Here is a 20,174-nt window from a genome sequence, read left to right as displayed (position 1 = left end):
ATTAAATCAAGCTGCAGCATATTGCGGCCTCTCAACAGAAACCTTCAAGGCAGTCTGCCCTGTCAGGCCGGTGGCACTCACACCTTCAACGCGAGGACAAAGGTTTTTACGGTTACGCCTTGATGAATGGTTGACTTCATTGGATCGCAATACCGATTATTCTACAATGTCCGCCTTAGAGGCATGGAAAGCACGAAAACATGCGCGTACCACTTAAAGGGCTGCATAAAGTCAAAAAGCGTTTGTCCGGTGGCAAAACGCAAACGTATTACTATGCATGGCGAGGTGGTCCGCGTCTTATGGTGGATCCGAACAGAGATCCTGCGGGATTTGTTTCTGAGTTTCACGCAATTTCCAAGGCAGCCGTGCAACCTGATAACGACAGCCTTGCTGGCCTGATTGTCCAGTATAAGACCTCACCGGCATACACGGATCTCAGCGCAGTCAGCCAAAGGGATTACGATCCTTTTCTGGCTCAATTATCATCCGAGTTCGGTGATATGCCGATCATCGCCCTCAATGAGCATGGTGCTAGATCTGTCTTTAAGGACTGGAGAGATACCATGGCACAGACACCACGCAAAGCTGACAGGGCATGGGCAGTGGTGAAGCGCGTTTTTTCGTGGGCGCTTGATATGGAACTAATTACACGCAATCCATGCACTGGCGGCGGCAGGCTCTGGAAAGGCACTCGCGCCGATATCATCTGGACAGATGAACAGATAGAACTCGCGAACAAAGCACTGAGTGACAACCTGATACAAGCCTTGATGCTGGCTTTATGGACAGGCCAGAGACAAGGCGACATTCTAAACCTCACATGGTCGGCATATGACGGTCAACACATCCGGCTGAAGCAATCCAAAACAGGCAAGCGCGTAACAATTCGCGTGTACTCAACCCTAAAAACCATGCTCGATTCTATGGACAAACAGTCTGTAACAATACTTACGAGCAGTCAGGGGAGACCATGGACAAGCGACGGATTTAAAACCTCATGGGGTCGAGCCATTAAAAGAGCTGGAATCAGCGGTGTAACCTTCCATGATCTACGAGGAACGTTCATCACGAAGGCACGTAGAAGCGGAGCCACTGTTGAGGAAATTGCTGCAGCCTCCGGCCATTCTATCAAAGATGTGACCAGAGTGCTGGAAGCCCACTATCTCGCGCATGATGAGCAAACGAACGACGCAGTAATCCTAAAAATGGAAAAAAAGGGGCAGTGATTTTAGTTTACAAAATCACTGCAACCCATTGATCTTCTAACCACCTAAACAGCCTCATTTTACATTTAAATCACTGTTTTAATTAAATTAGTTCCTGCCTTCTAAGCCGACGGTCACTGGTTCGAATCCAGTCGGGATCGCCATTCACTCAGCCTTTTACATAAGATTTCAGATTGCAGACTTCCGGTATTTTGTCCGATTCAAGTCTTATCCCGCCTGCTCTGCGGTGATTCAAATAGGCAAATAATTTTCATTCACAGCCAGAAGCTGCCCTTCCCCGAAGAAGAATAAAAAGCTCATTTAAAGAATTAAGTTTCTTATCTTTTGAGCTGATATCTCATAATATTTCCGTTGTAACAAAAGCTGCGTGACTGACGCAGAAATCAGTTTCATTAGTATCTATAGAAAATGAAGCTGGCGTGCTAAAAGTAACTCCCGCGATTTCCCTCCTGCCGGACTTTCAATACTGAAGCACGAAATATGATTAATTATTGGCGCATTCTATTCAAAGCATTAGCAACAGGTGCGCTGGCGCTTATATTTACCCTCATTATTACCAGTATTTTTGTCCCCATGATGGGAGGGCAACTGGCCGGAGCCGGACTGATCATGACGATTGTCTGCCCGCTTGCGACCGCTATTCCGATGTCTGCATTGCACTATCTGAATACTGAACGCCTCAGGATTGCGCGAAATAAAGCTTTGGAAATTCAGGGCGAGCTTGAAAAGGCCAATGCGCTGCTCATCAAGCATTCGCGCGAAGACAGTCTCACCGGCGTCCTGAACCGCTCTACTTTTTTTGACAAGCTCATCACTGCAAGCAACAGTCAGCAAACCGGTGGCCTGTTGTTTATCGATCTCGATCATTTCAAAACCATCAATGACACATATGGCCACGCAACCGGCGATGCGGCGTTGCGCCGTATCGGCGCACTGCTTAATCGCCTGAGTTTGAGAAACGGCTTTGCCGGAAGGCTTGGCGGTGAGGAGTTCGGCGTCTTTATCAGTAGTCCAGATGTCAGTTTTATCTATCAATATGCAGAAAATATTCGTCGGGAAATAAGTATTCTGCGCATTGTCGCCTCCGACAATAAAACTGTCAGTATCACTGCCAGTATCGGCGTCACTTTGTGCGAAGCCGGTTTCAATCTCGATCAGTCTTTACTGGAGGCAGATGAGAAAATGTATATTGCCAAGCGGCAGGGGCGCAATCTGATTATTGCATAATGCTTGATAGAGGCCTGTTTTCAGCATTTCATTCTGAAAAAAGACTTGCCTTGGCATAAAACTCGAACTCTATTCCGAACATCATAACATAATAAGGTAATCTTAATGGCTCAGGCAAATTCCTCATCCCGCCCTGTTATCCTGACCGGCCTCGGCGTTCTCGTCCTTGCAGCAGGTCTGTATCTGCAATTCGGCACCAGTTCTGTATCGCTTGCCGATCAGCAAAGATGCGAAAAAATCGTATCGGATACTTATGCTAACAGCGCGGAAGCCAAGAATTCGCTTCTGCCTAAATGCTCCGAGCCAGGCATGGTAGCAATGATGGACGCAAAAGCCGGGGGCTCCGATGCCACAACAGCAGCGGCCTCTATTGCATCAGCCAACCAGTCCGATATCGGTTCCAATGCCTTAAGCTTCGGCCTGATCGGTGCAGGTCTCGGCCTGCTTTTAGGCGGCATTGCCACGCTTCTGCGCCGCAAAAAATCAGCTTAATCTGACAACAAAAACAGGCGGAACAGCACCGCAGACAAGCAAAGCTACTCTGCTCGTCTGTTCCGTTTTATGGCGCTGTATGGATGGGGGGCATCAATGCGCATAATACTGACCGGTATGGCCATATTTGCATTATGGGCAACCAATGCCATAGCCCAGACCTCAGCCAATTCATGCAGTGTGATTGAAGACCCTGCGCAGCGGCTGGCGTGCTTTGACAAGCTTTTCCCAAAAACAAATCAGCCCTCACCCTCTCAGAGCTGGCACATCTCTGAAGACAGATCCCCTGTTGATGACAGCGCGCAAATATCCGCTTTTCTGCTGCCCAGAGGCAGTGAAAATAAAATAGTCATGCTCGACTCGGTTGCTCTCGGGCTTCGCTGTCATAATTCTACAATTTCAGCAATTCTTACGACCGGCACTTCAAGCGCGGCAGAAACCACCAAAGTCACTCACAGAACAGGCGATGAAGCCCCGCAAACCATGCTTTGGGAGCGCTCAGCGAACTTCATGTCTGTCGGCCTGTGGTCTGATGAAGAATCTGTACCATTCATAAAACAGCTGAAAAATAACAGCATGCTATCGGTGCGCATCGACACTCCTCCTGTCGAGGTTATGTTTGATCTGGCTGATGTTGAAGATATTACTGCGAAAATAGCGAAAGCCTGCGAGCGGGATATTTATCAATAGAGCACCATGTGCCAGACTTGGCATGCAAAACTCGCTCTAACCATTTTAAATTAGTTTCTGGCCGGTTTCTGCTATTTTATAACACAAGCATCGCAGACAAATTCCAAGGCAAGGTTTCTGACAGAATGACAACTGCACTCCTGATTATCGACGTTCAGAAGGCAATCATTGCCGGTAAAGCGTCAGCGCAACGAATGCCTGAACTTGAAGCCGCGCTGGATGAAACCGTATTCAGGCTTCAGGCGCTGAAGCAAAAGGCACATGATGCCAATATCCCTGTTTTCCTGATCCAGCATGACGGTGCCAAAGGTCACAGACTTGAAAAGGATACTGCAGGCTGGGAATTGCGTCCGGAAATCGCTGCAACGGGCAATGATATCCTTGTTCACAAAAAATATTCGGATTCGTTTCTCGAAACAGAGCTGGCAGACCGGTTGAAAGACCATGGTGTCACACATCTCATTACCGGCGGCTGTATGACACAATTCTGCGTTGATACGACAGTAAGACGTGCCATCTCACTGGGCTATGACGTGACCCTGCTTGCAGATGGTCATATGACGGGTGACTCCGACACTCTGCCCTATACGGATATTATGAAGCACCATAATGAAACACTGAATGGCTTTGGCACCGATGCTGCATCCGTAGCAGTTAAACCCTCTGCTGAAATCAGCTTCTGAACAAAAACAAGCCGCCTGCCCGATCAAACAGGCAAGCGGCCAATGGCATTAAGCTCAGAAAACCAGTGAGACACCGGCAACAGGCCCGTGCTCGGTAACATTCCACTTGAATCTGTGACCGAGCACATCGCCCCCATCATAATCCTGATACAGCGCCCTGTAGCCGAAGCGCAGTAGTGCCGGTTGATTAAAGATATGCGTGCGATAGCCGAGATAGGCCTGTCCCTGCGCACTCAAATCTGCACCGGCACCGAAACCACCAACATCCGCCTCAGCAAATAAATGCCAGCGATCCGTCAGATCCGCCTGAATACGCGCTCCGACGAACGGATCTGTCCATTCCAGTTTACGACGCTCAGACCAGCGATCCAGCATGAAATCGACTTTAAGCTGCGTCCAGCGCAGACCGGCAGTCGGCTCAATCGCAAACACCCGCTGTGTACCGAAGACAGTTTCGCCTTCCAGCGGCACTTCAACCGCGCGGAAAAACGCACCGGCGGAGAGCGTTGTCATCGTAACGTCCGCTCCCAAAGTCTGGTCATGGAATGATTCATCCTGACTGGTTTTGGTATATTGTCCGTCAAAATACACCCCATAGAGACCGTTTGTGACTTCCACATTGCCCATGGCGCTGAAATCAAGATTTTCGAAAATATCCGAGAAAGGCACATCAATATTTGTACGGCGCCCCATAATATTGGCATGACCATCCAAAGAAGCCGCCCAGATATAAGGACTGACAATCACTTTCCAGCGTCGCTCATCAAATTTTGCAACAGGCTGCGGCGCCAGAATATCGGCCCCCAAAGCCTGCCCGCTGGCGATGCTTGCAGCACTTATACATGCGGCAAAGATAATATGTGCAGTACTGATTCCTGATAAACACTTCATATTTTTATCGCCCCTCAATAAGCAATGTCTGCAAAACGATATAACTGCACTGTCTATATTTACACTTTGAGAAACCACCAGAATAAGATCAAGATTAAACCAATTTTTCAATAGATTTCTTCATATCTGATTCACACAAAGCGTGATAAAAGTTTTTGTCCATTTCTCTGGAAGGAGCATCCTTTTGAAACCGAGCTTCCCGTACTTCCTTAAGAACAAATTTGTAAAATCAGCCACCGCCCTGACTGTTATTGCCGCTGTTTCAGCGCCCTATGCGGCAGCTGCCTGCACCAGCTTCCTGTTGCCGACAACCGACGGCAGCGGCATTTATGCCCGCACCATGGAATTCGGAATTGAACTGCAGTCCAATGCTCTGGTTATTCCGCGCGCCTATACGCTGCACACAACCGGTGCCGACGGCAAAGCCGGTATGAGCTGGAAGGGTAAATATGCTGCCATCGGCATGAACGCCCTTGGAGAGACCACTCTTGTTGATGGTATAAATGAAAAAGGTCTTGCCGGTGGCGTTCTGTATTTCCCTGAATTTGCAGGCTATGCCGACGGTTCCAAAACCGATAAAGAAAAATCTCTGGCACCATGGGATGTTCTGAGCTGGGTTCTGACCAATTTCGCAACGGTTGAAGAAGTCAAAACCGCCATTCAGGATATGAGCGTCATTAATGTCGTTCAGCCACAAATGGGGTTTGCGCCACCGCTGCATTATACAATTCATGATGCCAGCGGCGCTTCGATTGTGATTGAACCGGTTGATGGCAAGCTCAAGATTTACGACAATCCTGTCGGCGTCATGACTAATTCGCCGTCTTTTGACTGGCATATGACCAATCTCAGAAACTTCCTGAAAATGTCGCCGCTCAATGCACCGGATCTCAAAATCGCCGGCACGACATTCTCACCGCTGGGTCAGGGATCAGGTCTGCTTGGCATTCCGGGTGATTCAACTCCGCCATCGCGTTTTGTGCGCGCCGCGGCCTATGTGCAAACTGTTGAAAAACAGCCAAGCGGGGATGATGCTGTGCGTCTGACCGAGCGCATTCTCAACAATTTCGATATTCCGAAAGGCTGGATTCAGACCGCAAAAGAGCTGAAAATTCCGCTGGAATACACCCAGTGGTCAACGATTGCCGATCTGAAAAATCAAAAATACTATGTAAAAATGTATGATGATCAGGTTCTGCGCGGCATCGATATCAAAAGCTTTGATCTGGATGCAAAAGAGCTGAAAAAAGCACCTCTCAGCCCGAAGATCACACCACCTTCTGTTGAATTCGCCAAGTAAAAACAAAAAACCGGAGCTGAAAAGCTCCGGTTTTTTTTATCGGGTCCACTATGCATCAATCTCAATCAAGGACATAGCAGCTCTTCGCTGTGCCGCGATCCGGATCACCGAATGTGCGGTTGTCACAATTCACACCGCCACGGAATACACGCTCAACAAAGCGATCCTGTGTGCCGTAACGTACGCGCTTGCGGCCGGAGAAATCACAATACTGGCCTTCGCGTGCGCAACGCTGCCATTCACGGTCATCATCACGATCCCGTCCATAGCCACCACGTCCGTCACGGTCACGGCCGTATCCGTCACGATCGCGTCCGTAACCGCCGCGGTCACGTCCGTCATAACGAACAACATAAGAGCAGGTTTTGGCTCTGCCACGTGCAGGGTCGCCGAAGACAGAGTTCGAGCAACGTACCTGCGGCTGATTAATAAAGCGCGATGTTGCCCGTCTTCCGCTGCCGTAGATTACTTCTGTCGGATAAGGAATGCGGCACACGCCCCCTTCAGAGGCACATTGCCGTACTTCCTGAGCTGATGCTGTTCCGGTATCAACCGTGTAAGCTCCGGCAAGAACGGCCAGAAACAACACGGCGCGGGACAGATTTGTCGCAATCGACATTGTGCTCATTTGAATTTCCTTCCTGTATGAGCTGATGCTCATGGTGAAGCCTTTAAAAAAACAGAGCAGATACAGTTTCCGGCCACCGAAGCAGTCTCACCAATATACGCTCGCAGTGCAGGTTCTAGAACACAGAAATTGAACAGGAAATGAACAATCTCATCACTCTCTGTTCCGTTTTGAAATGATTGTGCGATTTCTTAAACCGGTAAGATTATTATGCTTTATGAGATTACATGCAGATATCAGGAGCACCGCTAGCTATGAACCCCGTCTCACAGGTCCTTATTTACTCTCTGGCTGCGGTTGCCGAAATTGCCGGTTGTTTTGCTTTCTGGGCATGGCTGAGACTGGATAAACCCGTATGGCTTTTGCTGCCGGGCATTGCATCCCTGATCCTGTTTGCTGTGCTGCTCACATTTATTGATGCTGAGGCTGCAGGCCGTGCCTATGCGGCTTATGGCGGCATTTATATTATCGCCTCATTATTGTGGCTGCGGCTGGCAGAAGATTTCCCGCCGGACAGATGGGACATCACCGGCGGTATGCTGGCACTCGCCGGTGCAGGCATCATCCTGTTTGGGCCACGCGGTTAAATCGTCTTCATTCGGGTAAAGAATAAATACGGACATAAAATAATCCGCTTTCTGAAGAACAGATATGTGATCGTCATAACAGACGATCCTCTCTGCGATAATGACTCTGTTTCCATGATAGTAAATCCACAGACACAGGTCCTGCCCAATGCAATCCATGAAAGAAATGAGCCGCTATCAGGCACGCCGGCGCCTTGCCGTAGCGGTTATTATAGTTCTCTTATTCCTTGCCTTGCTTTTCGTACGTTCTGCATGGCCGCGCGGCACTCATGAATATATTGAGGCCTTCGGCCTCGGCTTTATCATGGTGGCCATTCTCGGCCGCATGTGGTGCACATTATATATCGGCGGCCACAAAGGCGCGCAGATCATTCGCACCGGCCCCTATTCCCTGAGCCGCAATCCGCTTTATGTTTTCAGCACGATCGGTGCATTTGGTATCGGCTGTCTCACAGGCAGTCTCGGTGTCGCACTCCTGCTGGCAATCGCCTGCTACATCACATTCCTGTTCGTTATCCTTGCCGAGGAAGGCTATCTCGAAAACACTTTCGGCCAGCTCTATCGAGATTATAAGCTTGAAGTGCCGCGCTTTTTCCCGCGTTTCTCCGGCTACAGAGATGTGGAAACCCTGACCATCCGTCCGAAAACGCTCTATAATACGTTCTTTGACGGGCTGGTGTTCTTTGTTGCATTTCCGTTTTTCGAAACGGTCGAGCATTTACAGACCGCAGGATTTATTCCCATCCTTTTCTACACTTACTAAACATTACAAAATAAAACCCGCCATTCAGGAAATGGCGGGTTTGATTATCGGAGAACCGGAGCAGCTTCACATAGCGGCTTTACCGTCTTTCTCTTCCTCAAATGTAATCGCAACATCAGCATTGGCTGAAAGACGAACCTTGTTGCCCTCAATATCTGCAACCAGCCCCAGTGAAATATAATGATGGTGTTTATGATGCGCACCCGCACCGGCATCGTTTTTCGTGAGTTTGATACGGTCGCCTTCCACATGATCGACGATGCCAACGTGAACACCGTCTGCACCGATCACTTCAAAATGCTCTTTGATTTTTGCAGTATCTACCATTGATTGTATCTCCTGTTTCAAAGCGGTTCAGAGAAAATACTCCGGTCTGACAATAACGCAGCAGCAGCATATTCGATGCAAATGATTGCAAATATTTTAGAGAGCCAGCTTCATTCCGGCGTGACTGGCTTTAAAACCAAGCTGTTCATAAAAACGGATCGCATCTTTGCGCGAGATATCCGTATGCAATTGCACCAGACCACAGCCCTTTTCCCTGCATTGACCAATTGCCCATTCCAGCATCTGCCTGCCCAAGCCCTGCCCGCGATAATCGCGGGCAATCCGCACGCTTTCAATCTGCCCGCGCCACATCCCAAGCCTTGAAATACCCGGAATAAAACTGAGCTGAAGACAACCGGCAACCTGCCCGTCAGCTTCGACAACCAGCAAGAACTGGTTCTCGTCCCGCCCGATTGCGGCAAAGGCATCCAGATAGGCTTTGTTCAGCGGAACGGATTGATCCTCACGCGCTGCCCCCAAAACATCATCGGCAAGCATGGCCACAATTTCAATGAGATCCCGCTCTTCAGCCCGCCGGAAAATATGTGCCATATCACTCCCTCAAGATAGTTTTCCATTCCTGTTGTGCGGGGAACATAAAGCACAATTCCTTAAACTTGGATCAGTTCAAGGTGAAATTATGCTCTAATTTTAAAGTATTAGAGCGTCCTTGTGTGCCAAGTCTGGCACACGGCGCTCTAGCACACAGAAAGTCCTGCCCATCAAATATTTCAATCTGATGAGCAAGACCTATATCAGAGCGGAAACACAAATTTTATTTGATAACGTGCCAGTTGCCACCGACACCATCGCCTTCCATATCACCGGCTTTCTTGTCTTTAATATAGGTATAAACCGGCTTGCCGTTATAAGCCCACATGTCCTTACCGTCTGAGGCTTTCACCTTGGACCATGGCGCAACCGCTTTGGTTTTGGCGGAGGCATGATAGGCCGGCCAGATTTTCAGACATGAGGCATCGCAATTGGACATGCCGCCGCTATCCTTGTCGAACGTATACAGCGTGTGCCCTTCTGCAGTGGTCAGAATTTTTCCGCCTGCCGCATCCATCATCATGCCCGGCCCGCCGGCAGCCTTATCCGTGCCATGCTGCATTTTTGTCATGTCAGTTTTCGAGGCAGCGGCTGCGGTCTGTCCCGCAAAAACCGGCGCTGCTGACAATCCCAGAACGGTGCCGAGAACACTCAATGTCAAAACAAGCTTTTTCATTTTGTTTCATACGCTCCATATTTTCCTCTGCACACAGGCCGTGTGTAATGGTCAGCTGCAGATGGCTGGTTAATCCGGCGCGGTCAGAAGCGGCCGCGCAAAAATGCTGCGCCTGCTTCGGGACTGTTTCTGGCCGATATTGTGCCGAAAATAAGTTATTTTACGCCGGACACAGAGAACAAAAGGTGAGCATAGTAACCAAATACGAAGATTCGCGCGGTAGCTTAATACAGGCAGATTCGAAATACTCAGCTTGGTTCAGTGCATCTGAATGCTGACCGATATAAAGGCGCAGACATATGGCTCCGAGAAAAACCACTTCCCGCAAAAAGCGCTCGACGCGCGGCAAAAGCTCGGGTCAGTCCACGACTGCTGTTCTGACCGTTGGTGCAATTGTGGTGATTGGTGCTGCAGCACTCTGGGCGACATCGCAAAGCCGCAGCCCGTCTGCCAGTGTATCAGGCCTGTTCCGCACAGCGACCAATAGTTCCGCATCCCGTTCCGGTTCGACTGCTACAGCCAGTTCAGAACGCAGAACGGGGCAGTCTCAGAGCAGGAATGCGGAGACCGCCAGAAATACTGAACCGGCTGTGACACCGCCGTCTCCGATACGCAGGCCGCCGTTGAATATCGGCCAGAGCGTTGCCAGTGAACAGAAGTCACCTCCGAAACAGGTTGCCGCTCTTGCGCCACGTCCGGATAGCAAACCGGCAGCAGTTCAGATCGTACCGCCAAAACCTGCACCGCAGAACACCATGCCCGCTTTGCCTCCGGTCGGAAAATCCGCACCGGATGACAACAGCCGCCATGCCAGCGGTGCATTCAAAGTGCCGAAAGCGATTATTGCCAGACAGGATCTGACGATTCACGAAAAAGCATGGGATAAGGCCAAGACTGTCGGCCGCGTCGAAAAAGGCCGCGAGATGCGCTCCTATGCCAAGGTCGGACGCTGGCACCGTGTTGTCGTACCATCCACCAATATTATTGGCTGGGTGCAGGAAGATCAGCTGATTATCAAAAATCAACAAGCGCAGGCACGCTCATTTCGTGCAGTCTCCGCACCGCAAGCTTCTCAACATTCCGGTATGACCACAGGGTCAATCCGCCCTGCCGCAGCACCAAACAATAGTGGCACCACAGCGAAAACACAGAATAGCAGACTGGTTGCGCCGGTTTATCCGCAACAGCCGGTCGGCAAATAAAAAAAATCAGTTTTGAGATGAAGTGTCAGGCAATGCATCCGCCATTGCCTGCAAAGCTTGTATTGCCAGCGCTTTGGTAATCCGGCTTTTTTGCTGCAGAGCCATATGATCGAGCAGATCAACCAGCACAATCACACTGTCGAGCGAGCGTTCAACACGGCTGACAATATAGCTGATAACCGCCGGATCAACACTGACCTGACGATCGGCGAACAGCTTGTAAATCACTGTGCTCAGCAGATAATCATCCGGCTCGGAAATATCGACAATTGTCACCGCTTTAAGACGGGAGACCAGATCAGGCAGCGACACATTCCATTGCGACGGCTGCAATTGCGACGTCATCAGCAATGATGCCTGTGACTGGCCGTTTTCGCAGCTGCCTGCGGTTTGCCGAATGGTGTTAATCAGATGGAACAGACCGGTTTCATCGAAAGCTTCTGCGCCGATATCATCAATCAGCACAGGACGCTGTGCAGCGATTTCCAGTGACTGTGCATCAATATCATGAGGATCAAGGATTGCCGCATCATTCTGGCTGCGCCAGATAGCGGCCAGATGCGTCTTGCCGGCTCCGGCTGGTCCGACAAGCAGCGCGACAGGCGACGGCCAGTCCGGCCAGCGATCAATCAGATCGACAGCCGCACGGTTCGATCCGGTGACAACCAGATCATCGCGCGTAAAGCCTGGCTCATGCTGAAGAATGAGCGGCATTTGTCGGTGCTCAGCAGACATAATTACCCAAAATTATTAGCCCGAATTCCGGCCTGCTTACAAATCATACAAATTCATCACATGATTTCGGGGCGGGGTTCAAGCTGTTCCATCACAGAACCTGTCAAATCTTCAAAATACAGGTCAGAATGATGCAGTAACTGCTTTCCCCCCTTTAGAAAAGCACAACCGGCACGAATGCGCCGGTTGTCTGAGCTTATCCCCGTGACCCACAAGCCTGTGGACAAAGCTGTTGAAAACTTCCGGCTCAGTTTTCTCCGTTACTGCTTTTATACATCGGCGATTCCAGATACCGCCCGATAGCAAAGCGTACCAGCACCCCGACTGCCGCCGCAGCAGGCACAGCAATCAGCATCCCCGTGAAGCCTAGGAACGAACCGAAGGCAAAAAGTGCAAACATCAGCCATACCGGATGCAGGCCAACAGATTTGCCCACCAGTTTCGGCTGCAGAATATTGCCTTCAATAAACTGGCCTGCAAAGAACACACAGGCGACGATAACAACCATCACCCAATCCGGCCAGAACTGCACCAGTGCCACACCGATAGCCAGCACCAGACCGACAATCGAACCGATATACGGAATGAAGCTGATAAGACCCGCGAAAAGGCCGATCAGCAAGCCGAAATTCAAACCGGTAAGCGTCAGGCCAACAGCGTAAAATGTTCCGAGAATGAGACACAGCGTGCCCTGACCGCGGATAAAACCGGCAATCGCATCATTCATCTCACGGGCGATCTGGCGCACAGTTTTCACATGATCGCGCGGTACCCATGAATCAATCGTATTGACCATGCGGTCCCAGTCGAGAAGCATGTAGAACGCAACCACCGGTGTCACCACAAACAGACCCGCAATATCAATCAGCGACTTGCCGGAATTCCACAGCGATTGCAGCAAAGTGGTCAGAAAGCCGGCTCCCTGCTTGAGAAATCCGCTCAGATTATCTTTGATGACCGTGCTGTTAATGCCGAGATATTTCTGCAGCCATTCAGAATCCTGATGGGCAATCAGCGACTGAAGCTGCGTAAAGTAACCCGGAAATTTCGAAATGAACTCGGCCAGCTGTGTAACCAGCACCGGCACGATGATGATAAGCCCCAGTACCAGCACAAAGACGAAGGTAATCAGGATAACCACGGTTGCCACCAGACGCGACATCCCGAAACGCTCAAGCCGGTCGGCCACAGGATCAAGAAAGTAAGCCAGAGCAAGTCCGGCTACAAATGGCAGCAAAATGGAACTGAACACGGTCAGGAAAAGAACAAAAACAACCGTTGCAAACAGCCAGAAAAAAGCCTGTTTACGTACGGTTGCACCGAGTGCACTGACCTGCACATCCAGACGCACTTCATTCTCAGTCGCAGGAATGATAACCTGTTGCGGCGTGGTTTTTACCAGCGCCTCCGACTTTGCCCGCGATGCACGGGGGGATGGCGATTTAGGTGGTGTGGTATCCGATTTGCTCATATAAAACCGCCATTGCTTAAAAAGTCTGAATATGTCGCATTTCAGCCTCCGGTCAAGATAGAGCATTTCACAGTCATGTTGGATCAACTTGACTTCTTGATTATGTCAAGCTGGATCAACTTGACGGCTGTGATAATGCGACCAAATAAAGAATCCAGAGCGAGCGCTATGATCCAATCCGGACGTAAACCGCTCTAGGACCTATCACACCTGCTTTCATTGCAGCGACAGAGTAAATTGACTGCGACATATGCTCTGCTCATCTCATAACATGGTGTTTATCAGTTAAAAATGACGAAAGATGCTTGCGGATAAAGCAATCTCGTGTCATTGCGCCTGCTTGAAGCATTAACCGCAGCCTGCCCTGCCGTTCTTCCATCGGCCTTACGGCTGCGCTGTGTATCGGGAGCTACCAATGCCACAGTCGAAAACCCCATCCACTTCAGCCGCTGACGCGAAAAATGGCCTGACCTATGCCGATGCCGGTGTGGATATTGATGCGGGCAACAGCATGGTCGACAAGATCAAGCCTTTGGTGCGCTCCACGCGCCGTCCGGGTGCTGACGGGGAAATCGGCGGCTTCGGCGGATTGTTTGATCTGAAAGCCGCAGGCTTTAAAGATCCGGTTCTGGTAGCGGCCAATGACGGTGTCGGCACCAAGCTGAAAATCGCTATTGATGCAGATCGTCACGACACAGTTGGTATTGATCTGGTTGCCATGTGCGTCAACGACCTCGTGGTACAGGGCGCAGAGCCGCTGTTCTTCCTCGATTATTTTGCCACCGGCAAACTCAATCCTGAACAGGGTGCAGCAATTGTTAAGGGCATTGCCGAAGGCTGTCTGCAATCCGGTTGCGCACTGATCGGCGGTGAAACCGCTGAAATGCCGGGCATGTACCGCGACGGTGATTATGATCTCGCCGGTTTTGCTGTCGGCGCCGCAGAGCGCGGTCAGCTGCTGCCTGCCGGTGATCTGGAAGCCGGTGATGTTATTCTCGGCCTTGGTTCTTCCGGTGTTCATTCCAACGGTTTCTCGCTGGTACGCCGCATTGTTGAACTGTCCGGCCTTGGCTGGCAGGATGCAGCACCTTTTGCTGCCGATAAGACATTGGGTGAAGCCCTGCTCACCCCGACCCGCATTTATGTGAAATCCCTGCTGTCGGCTATCCGCTCGACCGGCGCGATCAAAGCACTCGCGCATATTACCGGCGGCGGCTTCCCTGACAATATTCCGCGCGTTCTGCCGGAAGCACTGGCGGCTGAAATTGATCTGTCTGCGATTCCGGTTCCTGCCGTTTTCTCATGGCTGGCCAAAACCGGCGGTGTTGAAGCCCATGAAATGCTGCGCACCTTCAACTGCGGCGTTGGCATGATTGTTGTTGTCTCTGCTGACAAAGCGGAAATTGTTGCTCAGGCACTGAAAGCCGAAGGCGAAACTGTTGTCACACTCGGCCGCATGATTGCGCGTGAGGCAAAAGATCAGGGCGTCGTTTATCAGGGCACACTTTCCCTATGAGCCACGTGCCTTCAGCACCGCGCAAACGCGTAGTCATTTTCATCTCCGGCGGCGGCTCCAATATGGAGACGCTGATCCGCGCGGCACAGGCACCGGATTATCCGGCAGAAGTTGTTGCCGTCATCTCCGACAAGGCAGAAGCAGGCGGTCTGGCGAAAGCTCAGGCCGCAGGCATCAAGACCCATGTTTTTGTCCGCAAAGACTATGCTTCCAAAGAAGCGCATGAAGATGCAATTCTTGCGCAACTGGCTGCAATCGCTCCGGATATAGTTTGCCTCGCAGGCTATATGCGCCTGCTTTCCGGCCGGTTCATTGCGCCTTATGAAGGACGTATCCTCAATATTCACCCTTCCCTTCTGCCGCTGTTTCCGGGTCTGCACACACATCAGCGTGCGCTGGATGCCGGTATGAAACTTGCCGGATGCACCGTACATCTGGTGACTGAAGGCATGGATGAAGGCCCGATTGTTGCGCAGGCAGCGGTGGCCATTACTGAGGGTGACACGGCTGAAACGCTGGCAGCACGCGTATTGACCGCAGAGCATCAGCTCTATCCGCAGGCTCTGCGTAATTTCGCTATGGCTTCCGGTTCTGAAAAGCATGGCAATTCAGCAACACAGATACTCATTAGCGCGTGATGAAATAACAAATTGTTAATTTCCTCTTAACGTGCCACGATATTACCCTAAATAGCCACATATCACATTTGTGCTGCATGTTCAGCGATCAGATGATTCCCGTCATTATGGTTCGCTTTTCAAGCAGAGACTTTGAGCGTTCAAACGCTTTATCTGTTGTATCAACACGCATCCGTCCTGAAGCTATTTTACACTTTCATGGATGCGTCTAAAAATAAGAAGAGGAAGATATCATGTCTCTCCGTAACTCTGTTGCACTTATGGCCTTTTTTGCCGCCGGTACTTTTGCTGTTTCAGCATCTGCTGCCGACATGGTTTCCTCCCGTAATGCCGTTGTTCAGCCACGTTCGGAAGTCGGCGTTCTGACCTGCGATTTCCAGCCGTCAATCGGCGTTATCATTGGCAGCCGTCAGGATCTGGATTGCGTATTCCAGCCTGCACAGCGCGGCGCACCTGCCGAGCGCTATAGCGGCCAGATCACCAAAATCGGTGTGGATATCGGCTTCTACAATGCCGGCCAGCTGGCATGGGCTGTCTGGGCACCAACCGTTCGCCCTGAAGGCGCACTGCGCGGCAGCTATGTCGGCGCATCGGCCAATGCAACGATCGGTATCGGAGCAGGCACCAATGTCCTGACCGGTGGCACATGGAAGAACATTTCCCTGCAGCCGATCTCCATTCAGGGTCAGAAGGGTCTGAATGCTGCTGTTGCACTTTCCAACTTCCGCCTGAAATATGAAGGCTAATTTTTAGCTATACTTTGCACAAAGCCCGCGCTGTCACCGGCGCGGGCTTTTTTTGTTTAGGGAAATCTCAGGCTGTTTTAGGTCTTCTGATCTGAAAGCCTGTTTTACTCTGCTCGAAGCCTACATCCTGATAGAACTTCAGTGTTGACGATTGTTTCGAACCTGTCATCAGCATGACTTTATAGCAGCCGGCCTGCCATGCGGCTTCAATTGCTCTGTGCAGAACTGCCCTGCCATATCCCTGCTTGCGATGATCCTCATGCGTCACAACATTCTCGATCAGCGCATAGGGCATACCGTTACGCGTCAGATTTGGAATAACAACCAAAGTACATGATGCAACGGGAATGTTCTCCAGACAAACGACGAAAATATTGCTGTTGGGATAGGACTTCAACAACTCCCAGCGCGCAATAGCCTCCCGGAGAGGTATCTCTGCATTATCTGCTGCCAGATAGCGGTAAAGCTTCTGCAAACAGGGTATATCGCTTTCAATAAGCGTTCTGATAAGCACAAATTTTCTCCGGCAGTCAGGCAGCCTTCACCGATTGCTCCATAAGAGGACGTATCCAGACTTTAATATCGTGGAACGCCGTCCCGCCATGCGGCGCAGCCGCATCAGCACCGGTCAGAATATTAATCCCCTCACCGCCTTCGAAAGATGAATTCGGGAACAGGCCTTCCGAAACCACAACACCACGACGCAGTTTTTTACTGCCGCTCAATTTATCAGTGGCCTGCTGGATTTTGACATGCAGTATCAGCTCACCGCGCTGATTGCCGATCTTTACCCGCGCACCGTCTTCCAGCCCCAGCTCTGCCGCATCATCGTCGCGGATCAGCAGTTGCGGCCGAATTTCCTTTGCCAGAGAGGTTGGTGTCTCCGCAAAAGTCGAATTGAGAAAATTATGTGCCGGTGATGTGGTCAGCTTAAACGGGTGCTGCGGATCGGCCAGTTCGTTACTTGCCCAATAATCCGGAAACTCCGGCATATCAGCAAAAGGCCCCTGAAGTCCCATAGCTTGCGGCGGGCGATCCGGTGACGTTTGTTTCTGCCAGTCCACACGGAAGCGGAATTTACCGTCCGGCCATGCAAAACCATCGAGATAATGGGACTTTTCAAAATCCGGCTGCTTATCAAGCCAGCGTTGCTCCCGCATGGTTTCAAAATCCGGCATATTGCTTTTAGCCAGCAGATTATCGACCAGCTGACGCGCTGGCAGATTGAAACCATCCAGATGACCAACACCTAAGCGATTGGCCAGTTCGTTGATAACATAGATATTTTCCCTAGCCTCACCCGCTGCTTCAATCAGTTTGGCACCGAGCAAAACATGCTGCTGACCGCCGCCGCGATAAATATCATCATGCTCCAGAAACATCGTGGCAGGTAGCACGAGATCAGCCATTTTCGCCGTATCGGTCATGAAGTGCTCATGCACTACGGTAAACAGGTCTTCCCGCATAAAGCCCTGCCGCACCAGCCGCTGTTCCGGCGCAACATTGGCCGGATTGGTATTCTGGATCAGCATTGCCATCACCGGAGGCCCGCCATAGAGCGCTTCTGCGTCACCGGTCAACACACGGCCGATTTTCGACTGATCCAGAGATCTGACTGACGGATCGGCAAAGGCGGAGCCTTCAATCTCCGACTTATCCATGCCGAAAATACCGGAATTGGAATGGAACGCGCCGCCACCCTCCAATGTCCATGCGCCGGTTACAGCTGCAATGCAGGAAGCAGCATGCATATTCACCGCGCCATTGCGCTGGCGGGAAAAACCATAGCCCAGGCGGAAATAAGTACGTTTTGTCGTTCCCACCAGCTGAGCAAAAGCTTCAATATCCTCAACAGATACACCGGTGATCGCTTCCGCCCATTGCGGTGTGCGGCTTTGCAGATGCTGCTCCAGTGCTTGAGGCGCATCCGTATAGCGGTTGAGATAATCCCAATCTGCCAGACCATCGCGAAACAGCACATGCATCACCGCGCAGGCAAAAGCACCGTCAGTGCCTGGTTTTAGCACAATGCCGATATCCGCCTGCCGGATGGTCGCGGTTTCATAAACATCAATTGCCACGATTTTCGCACCGCGCTCTTTACGGGCGCGTGCCGCATGGGTCATGACATTGACCTGCGTGGCGGCGGCATTGGTTCCCCAGATCACTACGCAATCGGACTTGGCAATCTCACGCGGATCAGGTCCGCGCAGGGCACCGGTGCCGGCCATATAGCCTGTCCATGCCAGATTGGTGCAGAAGCTGGAAAACATATTGGAATATTTTTTGGCATAGCGCAGACGGTTGATAGAATCGCGCTGCACCAGCCCCATGGTTCCGGCGTAATAATTCGGCCAGATACTCTCGGAACCGTATTGTTCTTCGGCTTTCAGAAATTTCTCTGCTGTCAGATCCAGTGCGTCAGCCCATGAGATTTCCTGCCACTGCCCGCTTCCCTTGGCACCCTTGCGGATCAGCGGTTTCAGCAAGCGTTCAGGATGATGAACGCGCTCGGCATAACGCGCGACCTTGGCGCAGATAACGCCAGCCGTATAGCTGTTATCCTTGGCACCGCGAATGCGCCCGATTGTATGGCTGTCCAGAATTTCAACATCAAGCGCGCAGGTGGAAGGGCAATCATGCGGACAGGCCGAATGGCCGATTTGAGGTGCAACGCGCAATGTCATGTAAGAATTCCTGAGGGAGTTATTTTAGCACCATACAAAAATATAGCCGTTCCGACAGACGATAAATCAGCACAGCTTTATTTTTATCGGATATCAGTCCTGTCAGACCAGCCGCATCAGCACTGTGCCGCAGACAATCAGCAAAGCTCCGGCAAGACGTTTCATGCTGATATGCTCCCGCAACAAAAAGAGAGAGAGGATCATGCCGAACAGGATTGAGGTCTCCCGCAAGGCTGCAACCATCGCAACCGGCGCCATGGTCATTGCCCAGAGTGCCAGACCATAAGAGCCGAGCGTGCCTGCACCGCCGATCATCGCCAGATGGCCGCGCTGCCTGATATGCCCGACAAGCTGTCCGCGATATTTCCATATCCCCCAGCTCACCACGGGGATTGCGTTAAACAGGAATGCCCAGAGCGTATAGGATATTGCATTGCCGGATACACGCACACCGATACCATCCACCAGTGTATATCCCGCAATGAATAAGGCATTGACCAGCGCGATTATCACGGTTCGGGACGTGTTTTGCCCTGCTGTCGCTTTCTGGCGGCTGCCGAGAGCCCCTGCCGCCGTTTTCCGGCGGCTGCCAAGAGCCATTGTTAAAACGCCGCAGGAAATAAACCCGATTGCCAGCCATTGTCCGGCACCGAGCACTTCACCGATCAGCGGACCTGCTGCCATAGCGACCAGCAAAGGCGGCGTTCCGCGCATCAGCGGATAGGCCAGACTCATATCCCCGTTGCTGTAAGCGGCAGCAACCATGAACAGGTAACAGACCTGAAAAACGGTTGATATAATCATATAAGGCCAGCTTGGAGCTAACGGCAGCGGTAAAAACGGGATCAGTACCAGTGCCACCAGACCGGCAGCACCACAGACCAGAACGGCATTGAGATATTTATCTGTGCCGGATTTGACGATGACATTCCAGCTCGCATGCAGCAATGCGCCGAAAAGAACGATCAGAACGACAAAACCAGACATAGAGCCGTTTTCTTTTCCCCGCGAAGGCGGTTACCACTTTTCCTGAAACTGCTGAGCGTCACCGGACTGTTACATAACCGGTCTAAAAGGCAGAATCAGATTGACTGCACATCCGGTATGCTGGTTATGGCATAATCCCGCTTGAACAGA

The 20,174-nt window shown here is 51.1% G+C and carries 22 protein-coding genes; 12 read left to right on the top strand and 10 right to left on the bottom strand.

The window, feature by feature from the left end:
- The first annotated feature begins 200 nt into the window (after positions 1 to 200).
- From KHQ09_RS07165 to KHQ09_RS07145, 5 genes are all read left to right on the top strand, one after another.
- Entirely contained in the window at positions 201 to 1,226 is a 1,026-nt protein-coding gene (locus KHQ09_RS07165) for a tyrosine-type recombinase/integrase (RefSeq protein WP_213597321.1), read from the top strand.
- Positions 1,227 to 1,706: 480 nt separating this feature from the next.
- The gene (locus KHQ09_RS07160; protein ID WP_213597319.1) at positions 1,707 to 2,453 is read left to right on the top strand and encodes a GGDEF domain-containing protein; all 747 of its coding nucleotides are present in this window, start codon (positions 1,707 to 1,709) and stop codon (positions 2,451 to 2,453) included.
- Positions 2,454 to 2,558: 105 nt separating this feature from the next.
- Positions 2,559 to 2,945, top strand: coding sequence for a hypothetical protein (locus KHQ09_RS07155; protein WP_022712129.1), 387 nt, complete (start codon positions 2,559 to 2,561; stop codon positions 2,943 to 2,945).
- Positions 2,946 to 3,041: 96 nt separating this feature from the next.
- Positions 3,042 to 3,635 (top strand): type VI secretion system-associated protein TagO, encoded by a 594-nt coding sequence (locus KHQ09_RS07150; RefSeq protein ID WP_213906476.1) that lies wholly within the window; start codon positions 3,042 to 3,044, stop codon positions 3,633 to 3,635.
- Between the two features lie 125 nt (positions 3,636 to 3,760).
- The gene (locus KHQ09_RS07145) at positions 3,761 to 4,318 is read left to right on the top strand and encodes a cysteine hydrolase family protein (RefSeq protein WP_151157985.1); all 558 of its coding nucleotides are present in this window, start codon (positions 3,761 to 3,763) and stop codon (positions 4,316 to 4,318) included.
- 54 nt (positions 4,319 to 4,372) lie between these two features.
- Here the strand turns inward: KHQ09_RS07145 and KHQ09_RS07140 are convergent, their stop codons facing one another.
- Positions 4,373 to 5,209: a hypothetical protein gene (locus tag KHQ09_RS07140; RefSeq protein ID WP_022712133.1), complete on the bottom strand. Its 837-nt coding sequence runs from the start codon at positions 5,207 to 5,209 to the stop codon at positions 4,373 to 4,375.
- Positions 5,210 to 5,393: 184 nt separating this feature from the next.
- Between KHQ09_RS07140 and KHQ09_RS07135 the strand changes: the two genes are divergently transcribed.
- Entirely contained in the window at positions 5,394 to 6,509 is a 1,116-nt protein-coding gene (locus KHQ09_RS07135) for a linear amide C-N hydrolase (protein ID WP_420801435.1), read from the top strand.
- Positions 6,510 to 6,570: 61 nt separating this feature from the next.
- On the opposite strand, the gene KHQ09_RS07130 is transcribed toward KHQ09_RS07135, so the two are convergent.
- The gene (locus KHQ09_RS07130) at positions 6,571 to 7,137 is read right to left on the bottom strand and encodes a hypothetical protein (protein ID WP_238481582.1); all 567 of its coding nucleotides are present in this window, start codon (positions 7,135 to 7,137) and stop codon (positions 6,571 to 6,573) included.
- A 254-nt stretch (positions 7,138 to 7,391) separates the two neighbouring features.
- Between KHQ09_RS07130 and KHQ09_RS07125 the strand changes: the two genes are divergently transcribed.
- Both KHQ09_RS07125 and KHQ09_RS07120 read left to right on the top strand, forming a co-directional pair.
- Positions 7,392 to 7,724 carry a YnfA family protein gene (locus KHQ09_RS07125; protein ID WP_213597315.1) on the top strand — a complete coding sequence of 111 codons (333 nt, stop codon included), beginning with the start codon at positions 7,392 to 7,394 and terminating at the stop codon, positions 7,722 to 7,724.
- A 148-nt stretch (positions 7,725 to 7,872) separates the two neighbouring features.
- A complete protein-coding gene (locus KHQ09_RS07120; RefSeq protein ID WP_213597313.1) occupies positions 7,873 to 8,487 on the top strand; it encodes a methyltransferase family protein in 615 nt (204 codons plus the stop codon).
- A gap of 66 nt (positions 8,488 to 8,553) precedes the next feature.
- Here the strand turns inward: KHQ09_RS07120 and KHQ09_RS07115 are convergent, their stop codons facing one another.
- The 3 genes from KHQ09_RS07115 to KHQ09_RS07105 all read right to left on the bottom strand — a co-directional run bounded on the left by KHQ09_RS07115 (position 8,554) and on the right by KHQ09_RS07105 (position 10,042).
- Positions 8,554 to 8,814 (bottom strand): DUF2171 domain-containing protein, encoded by a 261-nt coding sequence (locus KHQ09_RS07115; protein WP_116089179.1) that lies wholly within the window; start codon positions 8,812 to 8,814, stop codon positions 8,554 to 8,556.
- 96 nt (positions 8,815 to 8,910) lie between these two features.
- On the bottom strand, positions 8,911 to 9,366 hold the full coding sequence (locus KHQ09_RS07110) for a GNAT family N-acetyltransferase (protein WP_213597310.1): 456 nt from the start codon (positions 9,364 to 9,366) through the stop codon (positions 8,911 to 8,913).
- A gap of 223 nt (positions 9,367 to 9,589) precedes the next feature.
- Positions 9,590 to 10,042, bottom strand: coding sequence for a COG4315 family predicted lipoprotein (locus KHQ09_RS07105; protein WP_225687525.1), 453 nt, complete (start codon positions 10,040 to 10,042; stop codon positions 9,590 to 9,592).
- A gap of 299 nt (positions 10,043 to 10,341) precedes the next feature.
- Here KHQ09_RS07105 and KHQ09_RS07100 point away from each other — a divergent pair, with 299 nt between their 5' ends.
- Entirely contained in the window at positions 10,342 to 11,244 is a 903-nt protein-coding gene (locus tag KHQ09_RS07100; RefSeq protein ID WP_213597308.1) for a hypothetical protein, read from the top strand.
- 6 nt (positions 11,245 to 11,250) lie between these two features.
- On the opposite strand, the gene hdaA is transcribed toward KHQ09_RS07100, so the two are convergent.
- Entirely contained in the window at positions 11,251 to 11,979 is a 729-nt protein-coding gene (gene hdaA / locus KHQ09_RS07095; protein ID WP_116089182.1) for a DnaA regulatory inactivator HdaA, read from the bottom strand.
- Between the two features lie 247 nt (positions 11,980 to 12,226).
- Positions 12,227 to 13,318, bottom strand: a complete 1,092-nt coding sequence (locus KHQ09_RS07090) for an AI-2E family transporter (RefSeq protein ID WP_051139079.1) — start codon at positions 13,316 to 13,318, stop codon at positions 12,227 to 12,229.
- A 547-nt stretch (positions 13,319 to 13,865) separates the two neighbouring features.
- On the opposite strand from KHQ09_RS07090, the gene purM reads away from it, so the two are divergent.
- The 3 genes from purM to KHQ09_RS07075 all read left to right on the top strand — a co-directional run bounded on the left by purM (position 13,866) and on the right by KHQ09_RS07075 (position 16,350).
- A complete protein-coding gene (purM, locus tag KHQ09_RS07085) occupies positions 13,866 to 14,966 on the top strand; it encodes a phosphoribosylformylglycinamidine cyclo-ligase (protein ID WP_213597306.1) in 1,101 nt (366 codons plus the stop codon).
- Positions 14,963 to 15,604 (top strand): phosphoribosylglycinamide formyltransferase, encoded by a 642-nt coding sequence (gene purN, locus KHQ09_RS07080; RefSeq protein WP_213597304.1) that lies wholly within the window; start codon positions 14,963 to 14,965, stop codon positions 15,602 to 15,604. Before purM ends, purN begins: the two co-directional genes overlap by 4 nt.
- A gap of 233 nt (positions 15,605 to 15,837) precedes the next feature.
- Entirely contained in the window at positions 15,838 to 16,350 is a 513-nt protein-coding gene (locus KHQ09_RS07075; RefSeq protein ID WP_022712145.1) for a DUF992 domain-containing protein, read from the top strand.
- Positions 16,351 to 16,417: 67 nt separating this feature from the next.
- Here KHQ09_RS07075 and KHQ09_RS07070 read toward each other — a convergent pair whose 3' ends face one another.
- The 3 genes from KHQ09_RS07070 to KHQ09_RS07060 all read right to left on the bottom strand — a co-directional run bounded on the left by KHQ09_RS07070 (position 16,418) and on the right by KHQ09_RS07060 (position 20,024).
- Positions 16,418 to 16,864, bottom strand: coding sequence for a GNAT family N-acetyltransferase (locus KHQ09_RS07070; RefSeq protein ID WP_238481581.1), 447 nt, complete (start codon positions 16,862 to 16,864; stop codon positions 16,418 to 16,420).
- Between the two features lie 16 nt (positions 16,865 to 16,880).
- On the bottom strand, positions 16,881 to 19,037 hold the full coding sequence (locus KHQ09_RS07065) for a molybdopterin oxidoreductase family protein (RefSeq protein ID WP_213597302.1): 2,157 nt from the start codon (positions 19,035 to 19,037) through the stop codon (positions 16,881 to 16,883).
- A gap of 102 nt (positions 19,038 to 19,139) precedes the next feature.
- Positions 19,140 to 20,024, bottom strand: a complete 885-nt coding sequence (locus KHQ09_RS07060) for a DMT family transporter (protein WP_213597300.1) — start codon at positions 20,022 to 20,024, stop codon at positions 19,140 to 19,142.
- Positions 20,025 to 20,174 lie beyond the last annotated feature (150 nt).

The sequence above is a fragment of the Pseudochrobactrum algeriensis genome, assembly GCF_018436245.1.
GTDB classification, from domain to species: domain Bacteria; phylum Pseudomonadota; class Alphaproteobacteria; order Rhizobiales; family Rhizobiaceae; genus Pseudochrobactrum; species Pseudochrobactrum saccharolyticum.
This window is presented reverse-complemented; position numbering and strand designations above follow the sequence as displayed.